Source organism: Actinomycetospora atypica (assembly GCF_042653685.1).
GTDB lineage: Bacteria > Actinomycetota > Actinomycetes > Mycobacteriales > Pseudonocardiaceae > Actinomycetospora > Actinomycetospora atypica.
The window spans coordinates 17,164-32,925 of the sequence record NZ_JBHSIV010000001.1 but is presented as its reverse complement, the minus strand read 5'-3'; the positions used below and the strand labels follow the sequence as shown (position 1 = coordinate 32,925).

The window sequence follows — 15,762 nt, the reverse complement described above, 5'->3', positions numbered from 1 at the left end:
GAGCTGGAGGACCCGATGCCCGCCCTGACCGTCCCGGATCTGACCGTCCTGCCCCGTCTCGCCGACCTCGGTCCCGACACCGGGGCCACCGAGCGCGGTGTCCGGCGCGTGACCACCGCGCCGCGCGGCTTCGAGGGCGAGGGCTTCCCGGTCCGCCGGGCGTTCGCGGGCGTCGACCTCGCCGACCTCGACCCGTTCGTCCACATGGACCAGATGGGGGAGGTCGAGTACGCGCCGGGCGAGCCGAAGGGCACGTCGTGGCATCCGCACCGGGGCTTCGAGACCGTCACCTACATCATGGACGGCACGTTCGAGCACGCCGACAACCACGGCGGCGGCGGGCTGATCACCAACGGCGACACCCAGTGGATGACCGCGGGGGGCGGCGTCCTGCACATCGAGCGGCCGCCGGAGGCCCTCGTCGCCTCGGGCGGGCTCTTCCACGGGCTGCAGCTGTGGGTCAACCTGCCGCGGGCGCAGAAGTTCGTGCAGCCCCGCTACCAGGACCTGCGCGCGGGTCAGGCCGCCCTGGTGACCTCGCCCGACGCGGGCGTGCTGGTCCGCGTCATCGCCGGCAGCGTCGACGGCCACTCCGGGCCGGGATCGACCTACACCCCCATGACGATGGCCCACGCCTCGGTCGAGCCGGGCGCGATGCTCCACGTCCCCTGGGACGCCGAGCAGAACGCCCTCGCCTACGTGCTCTCGGGCGCCGGGTTCGCGGGCGCGGAGCGGCGACCGGTGTCGACCGGGCAGCTGGTGGTGTTCGGGCCGGGGGAGTCGGTGCGGATGGCGGCCGCGGAGCAGCAGGACGCGCGGTACCCGAAGCTGGAGGTGGTGCTGCTCGGCGGGCGCCCGCTGCGCGAGCCGGTGGCGTGGGGCGGGCCGTTCGTCATGAACACCCGCGAGGAGGTCATGGAGGCCTACACCGACTTCCGGGCGGGCCGGCTCGGGGCGGTCCCGGCCGACCGGGTGCCGCACGCGGGGGCGTCGGGCGGGCTCCGGACCTCCTAGGGGGTCGCCCGGCCGTGCGCCGGTGGCAGCGATGGCACATCGCTGACACCGGACGTCAGCGATGTGCCATCGCTGACCCCCGGGGTCAGGGGCGCGGGACCAGGTAGCGGATCGTCGGCCACGGGTCGTCGCCCGACGGGGTCGCCGTCACCACGACCGTGGCGGCGGTCCGCTCGAGCCGGATCTCCGCGGCCCGGTCGCCGCCCAGGCGCACGTCCGCGCGGTCGCCGCGGTCGAGCGCGGCGAGGGCCTCGCGGTACTGCCCGACCTCGGTGCCCGTGAGGATCGTCGGGATGGTGCCGGAGAACGGTGCCGCCTCGACGACGATCTCCGCGTGGCGCCACGAGGCCTGGTCGGGGTCGGGGCTCCACGCCGCGACGTGCTCGCCGAGCCGGACGAGCAGCCGTGCGCCCGGGACCCCGAGGTCGACCAGGACCTCCTCAGCCATCCAGCCAGCGCGCCAGGAACTCGCTCTCGAAGCGCATGAGCTCGCTGACCTGCTCGGCGACGATGCCCTCGATCCTCCCGCCGACCATCGGCACCGGGACCGCGGCGGAGCCCCGGACCGAGATGCGGGACCCGTCGCCGTCCCCGACGACCTCCTGCGACCCGGTGATCGAGCCGGGCAGCCCGCGGACCTGGACGTCGATGTCGGCGCTGGACCCGTGCCAGGTCTCGGTGCGGTCGAGGATCAGGTCGTCGCCGGTGAAGCGGCGGACGACCGTCGGGAGGAACTCGACCGGCACGCCCTGACGCAGGACGATGCGGTCGCCCTCGTGGGAGACCAGCGCCGCGTCCTTGCCGCCGAGCTCCTGCAGGCGTGCCTGCAGGTAGGCGTCGTCGGTGAGGGCGGCGACGACGGCGTCGACGGGGTGCGGGAACGAGGCGCTGTGCTCGATGGGCTTGGCCACGGCGCAGACCGTACCGGCGGGGCCGGTGCCGGGCGTGGGTCGCACCGCCCGGCGGTTACCGTCGGTGCCGTGCCCACCACCGCGGTCCCGCTCGCGGACCTCACGACGCTGCGCCTCGGCGGACCGGCCCGCCACCTCGTCCGTGCCACCGACGCCGGCTCGGCCGCCGACGCGGTGCGCGAGGCGGACGCGGCGGGCGAGCCGCTGCTCGTCGTCGGGGGCGGGTCGAACCTGGTCGTCGCCGACGCGGGCTTCGACGGGACGGTCGTCCGGCTGGAGTCGCGCGGGCACACCGTGACCGACGGGCTCGTGCGGGCCGAGGCGGGGCAGGACTGGGACGAGCTCGTGGCCGCGACCGTCGACGAGGGCCTCGGCGGGTTCGAGTGCCTCTCCGGCATCCCCGGCTCCACCGGCTCCACCCCCGTCCAGAACGTGGGCGCCTACGGCGTCGAGGTGTCCGACCTGCTCGTCGACGCCGACGTCCTCGACCGCGCCACCGGCACCGTCTCGACCGTCCCCGCCGCCGAGCTCCGCCTGGGCTACCGGACCAGCCGCCTCAAGCACGCCGACCGGGAGGTGGTGCTCGCCGCGCGCTTCCGGCTCACCACCGACGGGCTCTCCGCCCCGGTCCGCTACGCCGAGCTCGCCCGCGTCCTGGACATCGAGCAGGGCACCCGCGCGCCGGTGGCCGACGTGCGCACCGCCGTGCTGGAGCTGCGCCGCGGCAAGGGCATGGTGCTCGACCCGGACGACCACGACACGTGGAGCGCGGGCTCCTTCTTCACCAACCCGATCGTCGGGACCGACGCGGCCGACGAGGTGGCGCGGCGGGTGGCGGCGCTGGACCAGCGCCCCGTGACCGCCTGGCCCACCGAGGACGGCCGGGTCAAGCTGTCGGCCGCCGCGCTCATCGAGCGCGCCGGCGTCCCCCGCGGGCACCCCGGCCCCGACTCCCCGGTCCGCGTCTCCACCCGGCACACCCTCGCCCTGACCAACCGCGGTGGGGGCACCACCGCGCAGCTGCTCGACCTCGCCCGCGACGTGCGCGACCGGGTCGAGTCGGCGTTCGGAGTGCGGCTCGTCCCGGAGCCGGTCCTGTGTGGCTGCACCCTGTGAGCACTAGTCCGTGTCCGGACCCGGATCAGTGCTCACCGGTGTTCACCTCCGGTTGAACCGCATCCCCGTCGCCTGGTCGCGCGGCTTGAGCACGAGGGTGTCGATGTTGACGTGGCTCGGGCGGCTCATGGCGAACGCGACCGTGGCGGCGACGTCGTCGGCGGTCAGCGGCGTGATGCCCTCGTAGACCTTGTCGGCCCGCTCCTGGTCGCCGTCGAAGCGGACCAGCGCGAACTCGGTCTCGACGGCGCCCGGCGCGATCTCGGTGACCCGCACGGGCTCGCCGAGCAGCTCGCCGCGCAGGGTGCGGTGCAGGGCGCCCTCGGCGTGCTTGGCGGCGGTGTAGCCCGAGCCGCCGTCGTAGACCTCGAGGCCCGCGATCGAGGTGATCGTGACGATGTGGCCGTCGCCGGAGGCGATGAGGGAGGGCAGGAGGGCCTTCGTCACGCGGACGGTGCCGAGGACGTTGGACTCCCACATCCAGCGCCAGTGCTCCTCGTCGGCGTCGACGACCTTCTCGGTCCCCTTGGCGCCGCCGGCGTTGTTGACGAGGCCGCGCACGGCGCCGAGGTCGCGCACCCGCTGGGCGAACGCGTCGACCGACGCGCCGTCGGTGACGTCGAGCGGGAGGGCCGTGCCGCCGACCTCGTCGGCGATCGCGCGGATCCGGTCGAGACGGCGCGCGCCGAGCACGGGGTGCCACCCGTCGGCCGCGAGCGCGCGGGCGGTGGCGGCGCCGATCCCCGAGCTGGCTCCGGTCACGACGACGATCGGTCGAGTTGGCGAGGTGGGGGAGGTCACGGGTCGCCACCCTAGAGCCGCTCTCGCGCGCACGCGCCCGACGATCGTTGCCTAAGCTGCAGTCGTGATTCCGGCGGCGAGGACGGCGACGGACGGCACGGCCACACCACGGCCGAGGCCGCGCACGTTGGCATCGGTCCGACGACCCCGGCGGGTCGCGGTGCTCTCGGTACACACCTCCCCGCTCGCCCAGCCCGGCACCGGCGACGCGGGCGGGATGAACGTCTACGTCGTGCAGACCGCGCTGGAGATGGCGCGCCGCGGCGTGGAGGTCGAGATCTTCACCCGGCAGACCTCGTCGGAGCTCCCGTCGGTCGCCGAACTCGCGCCCGGGGTGCTGGTGCGCCACGTCGTCGCGGGCCCCTTCGGCGGCCTCGGCAAGGAGGACCTGCCCGGCCAGCTGTGCGCCTTCACCGCGGGGGTCCTGCGCGACGAGGCCCGGCAGGAGCCGGGCTGGTTCGACGTGGTGCACAGCCACTACTGGCTCTCCGGCCAGGTCGGCTGGCTGCTGCGCGACCGGTGGGGCGTCCCGCTGGTGCACACCGCCCACACCCTGGCCAAGGTCAAGAACGCCTCGCTCGCCTCGGGCGACACCCCCGAGCCGCTGGGCCGGGTGGTCGGCGAGGAGCAGGTGGTGGCCGAGGCCGACCGCCTCGTCGCCTCCACCCCGGCCGAGGCCGAGGCGCTGATCGCGGAGTACGGCGCCGACCCCGAGGCGGTCCGCACCGTGGCGCCCGGCGTCGACCTCGCCACCTTCACCCCGGAGCTCGACCGCGGCGCCGCCCGCGCCGGCCTGGCCGACGAGGCCGGCGTGGCGATCGGCGAGGACGACGTGGTGCTGGCCTTCGTCGGGCGCATCCAGCCGCTCAAGGCCCCCGACGTGCTCCTGCGCGCCGCCGCCGAGATGATCGCCCGCCGCCCGGAGCTGCGCTCGCGGCTGCGGGTCCTCGTCGTCGGGGGGCCGTCGGGGTCGGGGCTCGCGCAGCCGCGCGTGCTGGTCGACCTCGCCGACGAGCTGGGGATCACCGACGTCGTCAGCTTCCTGCGCCCGCGCGGGGGCCGGGCGCTCGCCGAGGTCTACCGGGCCGCCGACGTGGTGGCCGTGCCGTCGTACTCCGAGTCGTTCGGCCTCGTCGCCCTCGAGGCGCAGGCCTGCGGCACCCCGGTGGTCGCGGCCGCGGTCGGGGGCCTGCCGGTGGCGGTGGCCGACGGCCGGTCCGGGCTGCTGGTGGCCGACCACTCCGCGGCCTCCTGGGCCTCGGCGCTCGAGCGCGCCGCGCTCGACCGGGAGATGCGGGGCCGCCTCGCCGCGGGCGCCGTCGAGCACGCGCAGGTCTTCTCCTGGGACCACACCGCCGACGCGCTGCTCGCGACCTACGCCGAGGCGACCGCCGCCCGGCGCGAGCCCCGGAGGGTGGCGGTGTGAGCACCGACCTCGACCAGGTCATCGTCGACGCGCTGGAGGAGCGGGAGCTCACCTACCAGCGCCGCGAGGGCGACCGCTTCTTCGTCACGCTGCCCGGCACCAAGAAGCTGCAGACCAACTGCTGGCTGATCCTCACCCCGCACGCCCTGCTGGTCGAGGCGTTCGTCTGCCGGCGCCCCGACGAGAACCACGAGGGCGTCTACCGCTGGCTGCTCCAGCGCAACTCCCGGCTCTACGGCGTGCACTACACGCTCGACGACATGGGCGACATCCACCTCGTCGGGCGGGTGGGCCTGCACGCGGTCACCGACGACGAGCTCGACCGCATCCTCGGGCAGGTCGTCGACGCCGCCGACGGCGACTTCAACGTGCTGCTCGAGCTGGGGTTCGCGACGTCGATCCGGCGCGAGTGGGCGTGGCGGGAGTCGCGCGGCGAGTCGCTGGCCAACCTGCGGGCGTTCTCGCACCTGGTGTCCGATTCGGGGTCCGACACCGCGGGATGACCGGGACGGCCGCTCCGGCGTGACCGGGGTCGTACTCCCAGGTAGGTTGAGTGCCCCCGAGCACCCCGCCGGACTCACCGAGGAGACCCGAGTATGACCGTGCGCAGCCCCTACGCCGACATCGACATCCCCGACGTCGGGCTGCCCGAGTTCCTGTTCTCCGACCTCGGGGAGCACGCCGAGTCGGTCGCCATCATCGACGGGCCGAGCGGGCGGAAGGTGACCTTCCAGGAGCTCGCCGACGCGGTCGACCGGTTCGCGGCGGCCCTGGGCGAGCGGGGCCTGGGCAAGGGCGACGTCATCGCGATGTTCGCCCCGAACAACCCGTACTACCCGGTGGTCTTCCACGGCGCGCTCGCCGCGGGCGTCGCCGTCACCACCCTGAACTCGATGTACACCCCCGACGAGGTCGCCTTCCAGCTCCGCGACTCGGGCGCGAAGCTGCTCGTCACGATCTCGCCGTTCCTCGACCGGGCCCGCGCCGCGCTGCGCGCCGAGGGCCTCGCGGTCGCCGAGGTCGTCCTGATGGACGACGCGCGCGACGAGGCCTCGACCCCGATGCCCGAGAACGCGCTCGCCGACCTCCTGACGACCTCCGCCGAGCGCCCCTCGGTGTCGATCTCCGGCGACGACGTGGCCGCGCTGCCGTACTCGTCGGGCACCACCGGGCGGGCCAAGGGCGTCGTCCTGACCCACCGCAACCTCGTCGCGAACCTGCTGCAGTTCGGGGCGATCGGCGACACGAACAGCGACTCGAAGATCCTCGCGGTCCTGCCGTTCTTCCACATCTACGGCATGACCTGCATGATGAACAACGGGATCTACAAGCGCGCCACCGTCGTGACGATGCCGAAGTTCGACCTCGCGGAGTTCCTGCGGATCATCTCCGAGCACCGCGTCGACCGCGTGTTCATCGCCCCGCCGATCGCGGTGGCCCTCGCGAAGCACCCGATGGTCGAGCAGTACGACATCGACTGCGTCGACGTCATCTTCTCCGGCGCCGCGGCCCTCGACGCCGACCTCGGCCACAAGGTGGCCAAGCGCCTGAACTGCACCGTGTTCCAGGGCTACGGGATGACCGAGCTCTCGCCGGTCAGCCACGCGATGCCCGAGGACAAGCCCGACATGGACCTGTCCTCGATCGGCTACGCGCTGCCCAACATCGAGTGCAAGCTGGTCGACCCCGAGACCGGCGAGGAGGGCCCGCGCGGCGAGCTCTGGGTCAAGGGCCCGAACGTGATGCGCGAGTACCTGAACAACCAGCAGGCGACCGACGACACGCTCGACGCCGACGGCTACCTGCACACCGGCGACGTCGCGACGGTCACCGACGACGGCGTCTTCTACATCGTCGACCGCGTCAAGGAGCTCATCAAGTACAAGGGCTACCAGGTGCCGCCGGCCGAGCTCGAGGCTCTGCTGCTGACCAACGACTCGGTCGCCGACGCGGCCGTCATCGGGATCAAGGACTCCGAGGGCGAGGAGATCCCGAAGGCGTTCGTCGTCAAGCAGGAGGGCGCCTCGCTCTCCGAGGACGACGTCATGTCGTTCGTCGCCGAGCGGATCGCGCCGCACAAGAAGGTGCGCGCCGTGGAGTTCATCGACCAGATCCCGAAGTCGGGCTCCGGGAAGATCCTGCGCAAGGACCTTCGCGCCCGCGAGAACACCTCCGCCTAGGACGCCCGACCCAGCGCCACGGCGCCCCCGACGGGCAGGGACATCCCCTGCCCGTCGGGCGGTGCTGTGGCGCCTCGTCGTTCTGCAGGGATTTACGGACAAGCACGGACTGAAATTCAAGTCCTTCCGTCGAGCAGGTTCTGATACACGCGTCGTGTGGGCCCGTTCGCCATCAAGTCACGACGCGTAGGCCGACAGCGGAATCTTTACCGAGTGGTTGGCGCGCCCGGCAACCTTCGTCGAGTGGGAACCCATCGTTGACCCACGAGGATAGCGCAGTGTGCCCCAGGTCGTCGGGATCAGGGCTGCAATCGATTACGCCGTCTGCGAGGGTCTGAGACCAATGTTGTGGCCCTGCTTTCGCATTGTCTGTTTAGATAACGTCACTGGCCTGCTACTAAGAACCGGAACGCGCTTCCGCCTCGATTGAACCTCGATCAAAACGGCTATAGCCGCGGAGTCGTCCTCCTTCGTGCGATGGTCGATTCCGGGCAGACGTGGGGGCCTCGCTTTGCCAGATGGCGTCCAGCATATTTTTGCTCAGATCGAACAGTCGGCGCTCGTCAATCCGGGATTCAGGGCCGGGTTACATCCGGTAGTTAAGACCCGGATGCCAGACGCCCCAGGGTTGTTAGGGCGGGCAACAGCCAGCCCTCGGGCGCAGGTTGCGTAGCGGTCAAGGTGCTCAAGCAGGGTCGCGATGAAGGCCGGTCTGATCGGAACATGAGCTGCTTTCCGACGACGGCGCTTGAGTCGTCACTGTGGGAGCGTCGCGAAGACCGCCTTTAGAGCTCCCCGTTGACGCCCTTGCGGGAGTCGGATAGGACCAGCTCGTCCCGCCCTAGGCGGGGAAGCTTGACGTCGGTATGGCGAGGTCGGGCGCCTCGCTCAGACGCGGACCGGCGCAATAGAGGCAAGCGAGTACGCGCGGCGCCGCCACTCGCGGTCCTACTCGGAACCGTGCAAGCCGGCGCAAGAGGATCCAAGCACTTATAGCATCTCGGTGGAAGCATCGCGACGGGCCAGGCGACGAACTAATGGCCACTCGTAACCCTGGGCAATTGGATTCGCGATCGTTTACTCCTAAGCTTCTCAACGCTGCTATTCAAGGCGCCAAGCTTGAACGGGCTAACGGCAAAGCGTGCGGTCGAATTGAACAAGGGCGACTAGCTAGAGGCGATCTCCTTTAGGAATTTTGAGAAGCTCCTTGAATTTGATGCCATCGTCTGCACGTTGCAATTTCTGAGAAGTCGCTCCGCGTGCTTGATCTTCGTGTAGTGGTCCCGACGTCCGGTCGCATTGCTCAACATCCGGTACGCGTCCGCAGTATCTGCCCGGCCCTGGGGATAAGTCACGTTCGCCCAGTTTGGAAATAGGCCCGAGCACGTTTCCAGAGCGGCAAGATCAGCTATAAGCCAGTTCTCTAATTTGCAGTGTTTGAGTACAACTGACACTTCGGTGGCGCATATTCTTGCTAGCTCAGCACGAATGATCTTCGATCGTTCCCCTGGACAACAATGTGGATCCTCAGAGTCCAACGCGACAACAACCCGGTCGGCCCCCCGAGCGCCTGCCAAGCGAACGCCAGTCTCGATCCGTCGCGCGATTAGTGGAGGTGGAGCCATTGGCGGAATATTGGCCTTGATCGGTTTGAGCAACTGTACGCCAGCACTGCGCTCCAGTTGAGCATAGAGGTGCGGAAGCCCCTTGACCTCTCCGTCGCCCTCCGTGACTATCCCAACACGAGCACGGTTAGGGCGAGCGTGAGGTGCGCGCCTTACCATTGAACCCCCGAACCAGGGATCGTCTCCGGCAGATATCCTGAGTCGTACTGCTCGAAGACGTCTATGCCAGACTCTTCGTAGATCCTCTTGGAGTCAGGGTCGATCTCAGCCAAGGGCCTTACGCTCGTACGACCATTTCTCTTAGAAGCGAGTAGGACTTCGTCTGGCGAGACGGCCTTTAGCGCGACCGGCGAGTGCGTGGTGAGCAGTACTTGACGTGATTCATCCTCTCTGCATTTCTGAAGTAGTAGACGAAGCAACCAGGAATGAAGAGTGTTCTCAGGCTCTTCGAGTACCAGTGCGGGACCTGACCGATCGAACAGAACGCATAGCATTGCTAGGTACTGGATAGTTCCGTCCGACACCTCTAGGGCTGACCAAGGTCGGCCGACCCCTTCCTCGTGGAATCGGAGATTGATGCCAGTCGACGCACTTTCGGTAGTGTCGATATCCTGCAGATCGGGAAAGATTTCCACCATCGATGAAAGAATTCGATCCCAGGTTCCCGACGTGTTCCGCCGTCGACGCAACCGCGCGACGACGCCGGGAAGATTTCCTCCGTCCTTACTCAGGGACGCCGTAGGGGTGAGGACTCCTGGATTACGACACGCCGCGGCGTTCAGCCGGTAGACGTTTAGCCGATTAAGAAGCATGCGGAGCTCGCGAAAAGGCGGAACCGAAAATGCAGGCCGATTGAAAAACAAGTTTGTTGGATCAGAAGATTCTGCGATTTCGGCACGGACATCCTCCGCGTTGAGACGTTTCTTGTAGATATCAGATAAGCTCGCGGAACCGAAAAGCTTGTCGGAGTCAAATTCTAGCGTCGATTCGCGTGACGTCGAGGACGATGAGCCTGCACTCTCGAAATTCAGTAATAGATCTCTCGGCTTGCCGATCCCGCCGTACAGCCTCACAGATTCTTTGGAGACCTGAAAGTTGGCGCTCTCGAGGTCTCTGCTTGGCTTTATCTCGAAATCATGATCGAACCATAGAGACTTGCGATCTTCGTCGAGATATTCTGAGATCTTGCGTGAGCCTAATGTTGCTTCAAGCTCGTTTGCATCAACCCGGAAAGTCAGTCCGAGGCTGATCGGGACGGTTGTCCTCCTGGTCCGTCGATATGCGATGGCGTCGATGCCACCCGCCCTACCGACGGCATAATCTAACCCGAAGCGGTACGCCTCGCCAAGAAAATCGATAACTGCCGTGAAGTTCGACTTTCCCGAGCCATTCGGGCCTGTAAGGACGGAGAAGTTCTGAAGCGTAGTGGCAGTATTGTACAGCGACTTGAAACGCCGCACTCGTAATTCCTCGATCTTCATACGCACGCCCCTCGCATCTTAAGGGTCATCTCATCTGCAGGTATCGATCCGAGGTTCGGCGCCTCGTTGTGGCCGGTGCACGACCTTAGAGTAGTGGTTCGGTAAATCGACACTGCAACTACCGTATGCTGTCCAGCGAGGTTCACCGGTCAGAGGCATAGCGCAGTTACGTCGGTCGGTCCATCATCAACCCGGACCCAGGTCGGGTTGTCGTTGGCCGAGAGTCGGATGCGCGTCCGGCGGCGGCGGTGGTGGACGCGACCGGCTGCTGTCGACGCGGGCCTGCGAGGTCTCGTGCACGCGGCGTTGGTCCGGGTCCTGCGAGGGGCGATGCGACCGAACGCGGATGCCGTCCTTGGGCGGACGTGAAGGGTGCGGACGGCGCGGTGAAGATTCCAGATGCTCCAAGAGCGACCAGGGCCGTGTCGGGCTACAACCACTCGGGTGCCATCCGCTCGTGGGCACCGAACTCGACCAGTGCAGGATCGGCGTCCATTTACCGAGCCAACCGGGCTTCCTGATGTCGAACCTGCCCTCCATAAGCCATGGCGAAGATGCGCGGATCGTCTGGAAACTGTCACCGCGGCCGCTCGGCGAGCGCGCTCTCTTCGTGGATGGCCGGGAGCATCGCGGCGTCCGTAGAGGAGTTCGGGGAGGGGAACGCCAGGATCTACAGCCCCACGGCGATGTCCGGCGCCGGCGTCTGAGCAAGTTTGTAGGTGGTGTCGGTTGTATCCGTGGGTCGATTCGGAACACAGAATAGGCCCAGGCCTTTCGCCCCGGTGTCCGGCGATGCGGTCGGACGTGCTTCCGGCCTTGCTGGCGCTTTGCCTCCGGCCCGCGCTGGTGAGCAGGCCACGCCTCCTGTGACCCGCCAGCGGAGGCGCGGCGGTCGCAGAGCGGCCGGGCGAGTAGGAACGGTACGGGGTTAGGCAGCCGCGACCACCACGACGAGAATTCTTGCCAATGGTGTTGCTCTACAACACCGGCAATCGGATCGCGGACGTCCAGCGCGCCGCTGCACTTCGCCCGACGTGCAGTGCCGGGATCGGCCCGCTGCGGTGCTTCTGCTTCGGCCTGGTCTCCCTCTACTTCCAGGGCGAGCTGAACAAGATCGTCGACGCGTACGCCGGCGCTCCGGCGGGAGCGGCGGTCGCGCTCCGGGGCTGAGCCGTCGGGGTGGTGCCGGCGCCCGCTCCGGGGCCAGGCTGAGCCGGTCGGGAGGGAGGCCCCGCGATGACGACGGACGACAAGGCGACGTGCGCCAAGTCCCTGGAGCTCATGGCCATCGGAACTCTCGAGGAGATGGCCGAGGTCTTCGCGCCGGACGCCCTCAACCGGGAGTCGAAGGCGGAACCCGCGGCGACGCGGGGCGCCGGACCGGAGGCCTTCCACGCCACCGCGCTTTGGCTGCGCGAGGCCCACTCCGACCTGCGGTGGGAGGTGCGCGACGCCGTCCAGGAGGGCGACCTGGTCGTCCTGCACACGACGATGACCGGACGGCAGACCGGCCCCTTCACCGCGTACGACGAGAACGCCTCGGTCGCGATGGTCTTCCCTCCCACCGGACGGGCCTTCTCGGTGACCCAGACCCACTGGTTCCGCATGCGCGAGGGCCGGATCGTCGAGCACTGGGCGAACCGCGACGACCGGACCCTGGGGGAGCAGCTCGGCTGGACCCCGCCGAGCCCGGTCTACCTCGCCAAGATGCTCCTGGCGCGGCGCCGCGCCCGCCACAGGGCCTGATCACCGGGAAACGCCCCGGCGGACGTCTGATCCGAACTTCTGTGGCGAGTCGCCTCCGTGCTTGCGCGTGTCGCCACTCAAGTCGTGATCACGCCCGATTCGGCAGTGGTCGGCCCGTGACGCGCCGATCCACCCGGAAACCGGTTGAGCCGCCGCGGAGGATGACCTCGTGGGTACGACGACGCGGAACGGGTTGCGGGTGCTGACGGTCGCCGCCGAGGGGCCGGCCATCCAGGACGAGGCCTCGGCGCTCGACGTCGTCGGGGACGCCTTCGGGGCGGAGGCCGAGGTGGTCATCGTGCCCGTCGAGCGCCTGGGTGCCGCCTTCTTCGAGCTCCGCTCCGGGGTGGCGGGCGCCGTGGTGCAGAAGTTCGTGACCTACCGGCTGCGGCTCGTGGTCGTGGGGGACCCCGCGCACCACGGGCCGACGAGCGGGCCGGTCGACGACTGGATCCGGGAGGCGAACCGCGGCCGGGACCTCTGGTTCGTCGCCGACGACGCCGAGCTCGACCGGCGCCTCGGCTGACCGGCGCCCGGCCTCGTCGTCGGGACGGCTCTGCGGCAGGCTGAGCACCCATGGGCGCCTACTGGATCAGCATCTACCGGGAAATCCGTGACCAGGCGAAGCTCGACGCCTACGCCGAGCTCGCCGGGCCGGCCATCCGCGAGGCGGGCGGCACGTTCCTCGCGCGTGGCATGCCGGCGGCGGCGTACGAGGACGGCCTCGTCGAGCGGACCGTCCTCATCGGCTTCGACAGTGTCGACGCCGCGGTCGCCGCCCACGAGAGCCCCGCCTACCAGGAGGCCCTGGCCGCGCTCGGGGACGGCGTGGTGCGGGACATGCGGATCATCGAGGCCGCCTAGTCAGCTGGGGGAGAAGAGCTGGACGAGGTTCCCGCACGTGTCGTCGACGACGGCGATCGTGCGGGGCCCGGCCGGCATCGGCTCCTGCACCACGGTCACGCCGTGGTCCCCGCGCAGCCGGGCGACCTCGGCGACGACGTCGGGGACCTCGAACGCGGTGCACGGGATGCCGTCCTCGGCGAGGGCCGCCTTGAACGGTCCGACGGCGGGGTGCTCGTCGGGCTCGAGGGAGAGTTCCGTGCCGTCCGGGTCGTCGGGCGCGGTGAGGGTGAGCCAGCGGTGCTCGCCGAGGGGGACGTCGTGCTTCGGGGCGAAGCCGAGGACGTCGGCGTAGAAGCGCAGGGCCCTGTCCTGGTCGTCGACGAACACGCTGCAGTACGAGACCTTGGGCATCGGATCACTCCTGGGGCAGGGGCCAGCGCTGGGCGATCTCGCGCAGCGGGGTGGTGTCGAGGTCGTGGAACTTGTAGCGACCCGATCGCCGCACGCGCACCAGGCCGGCCTCCTCGAGGACGGCGAGGTGTTGTGAGACGGCCTGGCGGCTGGGGGTGAGGCCGCGCTCGAGCAGGCGGGTGCACAGCGAGAAGAGGGTCTGCCCGTCGGTCGCGGTGAGCTCGTCGAGCAGCGCCCGCCGGGTGGGGTCGGCGAGCGCGCGGTAGACGTCGCCCACGGCCGGAAGCATAGGCAAGTCGATACTTGCCTGTCCAGGATGTCCGGCCCGCCTACTCTCGGGCCGTGTTCCGGACGACGGCCGACCTGGCCGGTGACCTCCGCGCCCTCGGCCTGGGACCCGGCGACGCCGTCATGGTGCACGGGGCGATGCGCCGGGTCGGCCCGATGCTCGACGGGCCGGACACGCTGATCGACGCGCTCCTCGACGTCGTCGCGCCCGGCGGCACCGTGTTGGCCTACACCGACTGGGAGGCGCCCTACGTCGAGCTCCTCGACGCCGACGGCCGCTGCCCGGCGCCGTGGCGCGACCACGTGCGGGGGTTCGATCCGGCGTCGTCGCGGTCCGCGCGGGAGTACGGGGCCCTGCCGGAGTTCGTGCGGACCCGACCCGGGGCGCGGCGGAGCGGCTCACCCGGCGCCTCGGTCGCGGCCCTGGGAGCCGACGCGGCGGGGTTCACCGACGACCATCCGCTCGACTACGGCTACGGCCCGGGATCGCCGCTGGCCAGGCTGGTGGAGCACGGTGGGAAGGTCGCGATGATCGGTGCCCCGAGGGACACCCTGACGCTGCTCCACCACGCCGAGCACCTGGCCGACCTGCCCGACAAGCGGGTCATCTCCTACGAGGTCCCCTTCGCGACGACGGCCGGGGTCCGGTGGCGTCCCGTCGAGGAGTTCGACACGGCCGAGGCCGTGCACGAATCGTTCGACGAGGACTTCTTCGGCCGCATCGTGGAGGAGTTCGTGGCGACCGGCGGCGGCCGGGAGGGCCCGGTGGGCGGCGCGCCCACCCTCGTCGTCGACGCGGCCCCGCTCTGCGCCTTCGCCGTGGCGTGGATGGAGGCGGCGGTGCCCCGACCCTGACGGGGCAGGACCCCGCCGCACCGGGTGGGTGACCGACCGGCGACCATGGTCGCGCGGTTCACCAGTGGCAGCCGTGCACGGACGGTCCCGCCCAGGCAGGTGGCTCTTCCGGGGCGGGACCGTCAGCCGCCCGGCCGTGCACCCGCCTCGTCGTCACCGAAGGCGGCCGCGAGGGCCGCGACGCAGCTCGCCGGCGTCGACGGGGGCGCGACGATGCTCCCGACGAGCTCCACCGCCGGGTCGAGCGCCACGCTGCGGACCCGGCGCGACCCCGACGCCGCGACGAGGTCCACGGGCAGCACCGACCAGGCGCGGGGATCGGCGCCGACCCCGACGACGACGTCCTGCACCGAGCCCGCCGTCCGCCGGTCGGTCTGGCAGACACCGGCCGCGCCGAGGGCCCGGGTCGCCGCGTCGTGCAGCGCCGGGTCGGCGCCGCCGTCGAGCAGCAGCATCGGGCCCTCGGCCAGCTCGGCCAGGGTGACCGCCCCGCGCCCGGACAGCGGGTGGTCGGCCGCGAGCACCGCGTGCAGCGGCTCGGTCCACACCGGTACCACCGTGAGGCCGGGCGACGACCGCGTGCCGCGCATCAGGGCGACGTCGAGGCGGCCGTCGCGCACCGCCGCGAGCCGCTCGGCCGCGGGGAGGTCGACGAGCACCACCTGTCCGGACGGGTCGTCGGCGCGGAGCACGGCGAGGGCCCGCTCGAGCCGGGCCGTGAGCGCGGGGGCGGTGCCGACGCGCAGGGTGGTCCCGGGGTCACCCACCGCGGCCCGCACCCGGTCGGCGGCGGCGAGGGTCTCCCGGGCGGCGTCGAGCACCCGCTCGCCCGCCGGGGTGAGCCGGACGTGGCGCGGGGACCGGTCGATCAGCGTGGTCCCCAGCTCGCGCTCGAGCCGCGCGATCTGCTGGCTCACCGCCGGCTGCACGATGTGCAGCCGCTCGGCCGCGCGCCCGAAGTGCCGCTCCTCGGCCACCGTGACGAAGTAGCGCAGCGCCCGCAGCTCCACGGCCCCGACCTCCGACGATAGGTTCCCGTGATCGCTGCCCAGCGTAGTTCGG

18 protein-coding genes are annotated in these 15,762 nt (G+C 70.2%); 10 read left to right on the top strand and 8 right to left on the bottom strand.

The window, feature by feature from the left end:
• Window positions 1-15 precede the first annotated feature (15 nt).
• Window positions 16-1,014 (top strand): pirin family protein, encoded by a 999-nt coding sequence (locus ACFPBZ_RS00190; protein ID WP_378033973.1) that lies wholly within the window; start codon window positions 16-18, stop codon window positions 1,012-1,014.
• An 85-nt stretch (window positions 1,015-1,099) separates the two neighbouring features.
• Here the strand turns inward: ACFPBZ_RS00190 and ACFPBZ_RS00185 are convergent, their stop codons facing one another.
• Together ACFPBZ_RS00185 and ACFPBZ_RS00180 are read right to left on the bottom strand one after the other, a co-directional pair.
• A complete protein-coding gene (locus ACFPBZ_RS00185) occupies window positions 1,100-1,462 on the bottom strand; it encodes a hypothetical protein (RefSeq protein ID WP_378033972.1) in 363 nt (120 codons plus the stop codon).
• Window positions 1,455-1,925 (bottom strand): DUF2505 domain-containing protein, encoded by a 471-nt coding sequence (locus ACFPBZ_RS00180; RefSeq protein ID WP_378033971.1) that lies wholly within the window; start codon window positions 1,923-1,925, stop codon window positions 1,455-1,457. Before ACFPBZ_RS00180 ends, ACFPBZ_RS00185 begins: the two co-directional genes overlap by 8 nt.
• Between ACFPBZ_RS00180 and ACFPBZ_RS00175 the strand changes: the two genes are divergently transcribed.
• Entirely contained in the window at window positions 1,905-3,041 is a 1,137-nt protein-coding gene (locus ACFPBZ_RS00175; protein ID WP_378033970.1) for a UDP-N-acetylmuramate dehydrogenase, read from the top strand. The two genes, ACFPBZ_RS00180 and ACFPBZ_RS00175, sit on opposite strands and share 21 nt — an antisense overlap.
• Before the next feature lie 42 nt (window positions 3,042-3,083).
• Here ACFPBZ_RS00175 and ACFPBZ_RS00170 read toward each other — a convergent pair whose 3' ends face one another.
• Window positions 3,084-3,842 (bottom strand): SDR family NAD(P)-dependent oxidoreductase, encoded by a 759-nt coding sequence (locus ACFPBZ_RS00170; protein WP_378033969.1) that lies wholly within the window; start codon window positions 3,840-3,842, stop codon window positions 3,084-3,086.
• Between the two features lie 160 nt (window positions 3,843-4,002).
• Here ACFPBZ_RS00170 and mshA point away from each other — a divergent pair, with 160 nt between their 5' ends.
• The 3 genes from mshA to ACFPBZ_RS00155 all read left to right on the top strand — a co-directional run bounded on the left by mshA (window position 4,003) and on the right by ACFPBZ_RS00155 (window position 7,448).
• The gene (gene mshA / locus ACFPBZ_RS00165) at window positions 4,003-5,268 is read left to right on the top strand and encodes a D-inositol-3-phosphate glycosyltransferase (protein WP_378033968.1); all 1,266 of its coding nucleotides are present in this window, start codon (window positions 4,003-4,005) and stop codon (window positions 5,266-5,268) included.
• Entirely contained in the window at window positions 5,265-5,771 is a 507-nt protein-coding gene (locus ACFPBZ_RS00160) for a type III secretion system chaperone family protein (protein WP_378033967.1), read from the top strand. Before mshA ends, ACFPBZ_RS00160 begins: the two co-directional genes overlap by 4 nt.
• A gap of 93 nt (window positions 5,772-5,864) precedes the next feature.
• Complete coding sequence (locus ACFPBZ_RS00155; protein WP_378033966.1) at window positions 5,865-7,448, top strand: AMP-binding protein; 1,584 nt, start codon at window positions 5,865-5,867, stop codon at window positions 7,446-7,448.
• A gap of 1,166 nt (window positions 7,449-8,614) precedes the next feature.
• On the opposite strand, the gene ACFPBZ_RS00150 is transcribed toward ACFPBZ_RS00155, so the two are convergent.
• Window positions 8,615-9,232: a DUF4276 family protein gene (locus tag ACFPBZ_RS00150; protein WP_378033965.1), complete on the bottom strand. Its 618-nt coding sequence runs from the start codon at window positions 9,230-9,232 to the stop codon at window positions 8,615-8,617.
• Complete coding sequence (locus ACFPBZ_RS00145) at window positions 9,226-10,554, bottom strand: AAA family ATPase (RefSeq protein WP_378033964.1); 1,329 nt, start codon at window positions 10,552-10,554, stop codon at window positions 9,226-9,228. The genes ACFPBZ_RS00150 and ACFPBZ_RS00145 overlap by 7 nt, the downstream gene beginning before the upstream one ends.
• Before the next feature lie 966 nt (window positions 10,555-11,520).
• On the opposite strand from ACFPBZ_RS00145, the gene ACFPBZ_RS00140 reads away from it, so the two are divergent.
• The 4 genes from ACFPBZ_RS00140 to ACFPBZ_RS00125 all read left to right on the top strand — a co-directional run bounded on the left by ACFPBZ_RS00140 (window position 11,521) and on the right by ACFPBZ_RS00125 (window position 13,164).
• Window positions 11,521-11,724 (top strand): hypothetical protein, encoded by a 204-nt coding sequence (locus ACFPBZ_RS00140; protein ID WP_378033963.1) that lies wholly within the window; start codon window positions 11,521-11,523, stop codon window positions 11,722-11,724.
• A gap of 66 nt (window positions 11,725-11,790) precedes the next feature.
• Window positions 11,791-12,300, top strand: coding sequence for an ester cyclase (locus ACFPBZ_RS00135; protein WP_378033962.1), 510 nt, complete (start codon window positions 11,791-11,793; stop codon window positions 12,298-12,300).
• A gap of 169 nt (window positions 12,301-12,469) precedes the next feature.
• Entirely contained in the window at window positions 12,470-12,826 is a 357-nt protein-coding gene (locus ACFPBZ_RS00130) for a DUF4180 domain-containing protein (protein ID WP_378033961.1), read from the top strand.
• A gap of 50 nt (window positions 12,827-12,876) precedes the next feature.
• Complete coding sequence (locus ACFPBZ_RS00125; protein WP_378033960.1) at window positions 12,877-13,164, top strand: DUF1330 domain-containing protein; 288 nt, start codon at window positions 12,877-12,879, stop codon at window positions 13,162-13,164.
• Here ACFPBZ_RS00125 and ACFPBZ_RS00120 read toward each other — a convergent pair whose 3' ends face one another.
• Both ACFPBZ_RS00120 and ACFPBZ_RS00115 read right to left on the bottom strand, forming a co-directional pair.
• Entirely contained in the window at window positions 13,165-13,557 is a 393-nt protein-coding gene (locus tag ACFPBZ_RS00120; RefSeq protein ID WP_378033959.1) for a VOC family protein, read from the bottom strand.
• A gap of 4 nt (window positions 13,558-13,561) precedes the next feature.
• On the bottom strand, window positions 13,562-13,846 hold the full coding sequence (locus ACFPBZ_RS00115) for an ArsR/SmtB family transcription factor (RefSeq protein ID WP_378033958.1): 285 nt from the start codon (window positions 13,844-13,846) through the stop codon (window positions 13,562-13,564).
• Between the two features lie 53 nt (window positions 13,847-13,899).
• Here ACFPBZ_RS00115 and aac(3) point away from each other — a divergent pair, with 53 nt between their 5' ends.
• Window positions 13,900-14,700, top strand: coding sequence for an aminoglycoside 3-N-acetyltransferase (gene aac(3) / locus ACFPBZ_RS00110; protein WP_378033957.1), 801 nt, complete (start codon window positions 13,900-13,902; stop codon window positions 14,698-14,700).
• A gap of 122 nt (window positions 14,701-14,822) precedes the next feature.
• Here the strand turns inward: aac(3) and ACFPBZ_RS00105 are convergent, their stop codons facing one another.
• Window positions 14,823-15,710, bottom strand: a complete 888-nt coding sequence (locus tag ACFPBZ_RS00105) for a LysR family transcriptional regulator (protein ID WP_378033956.1) — start codon at window positions 15,708-15,710, stop codon at window positions 14,823-14,825.
• Window positions 15,711-15,762 lie beyond the last annotated feature (52 nt).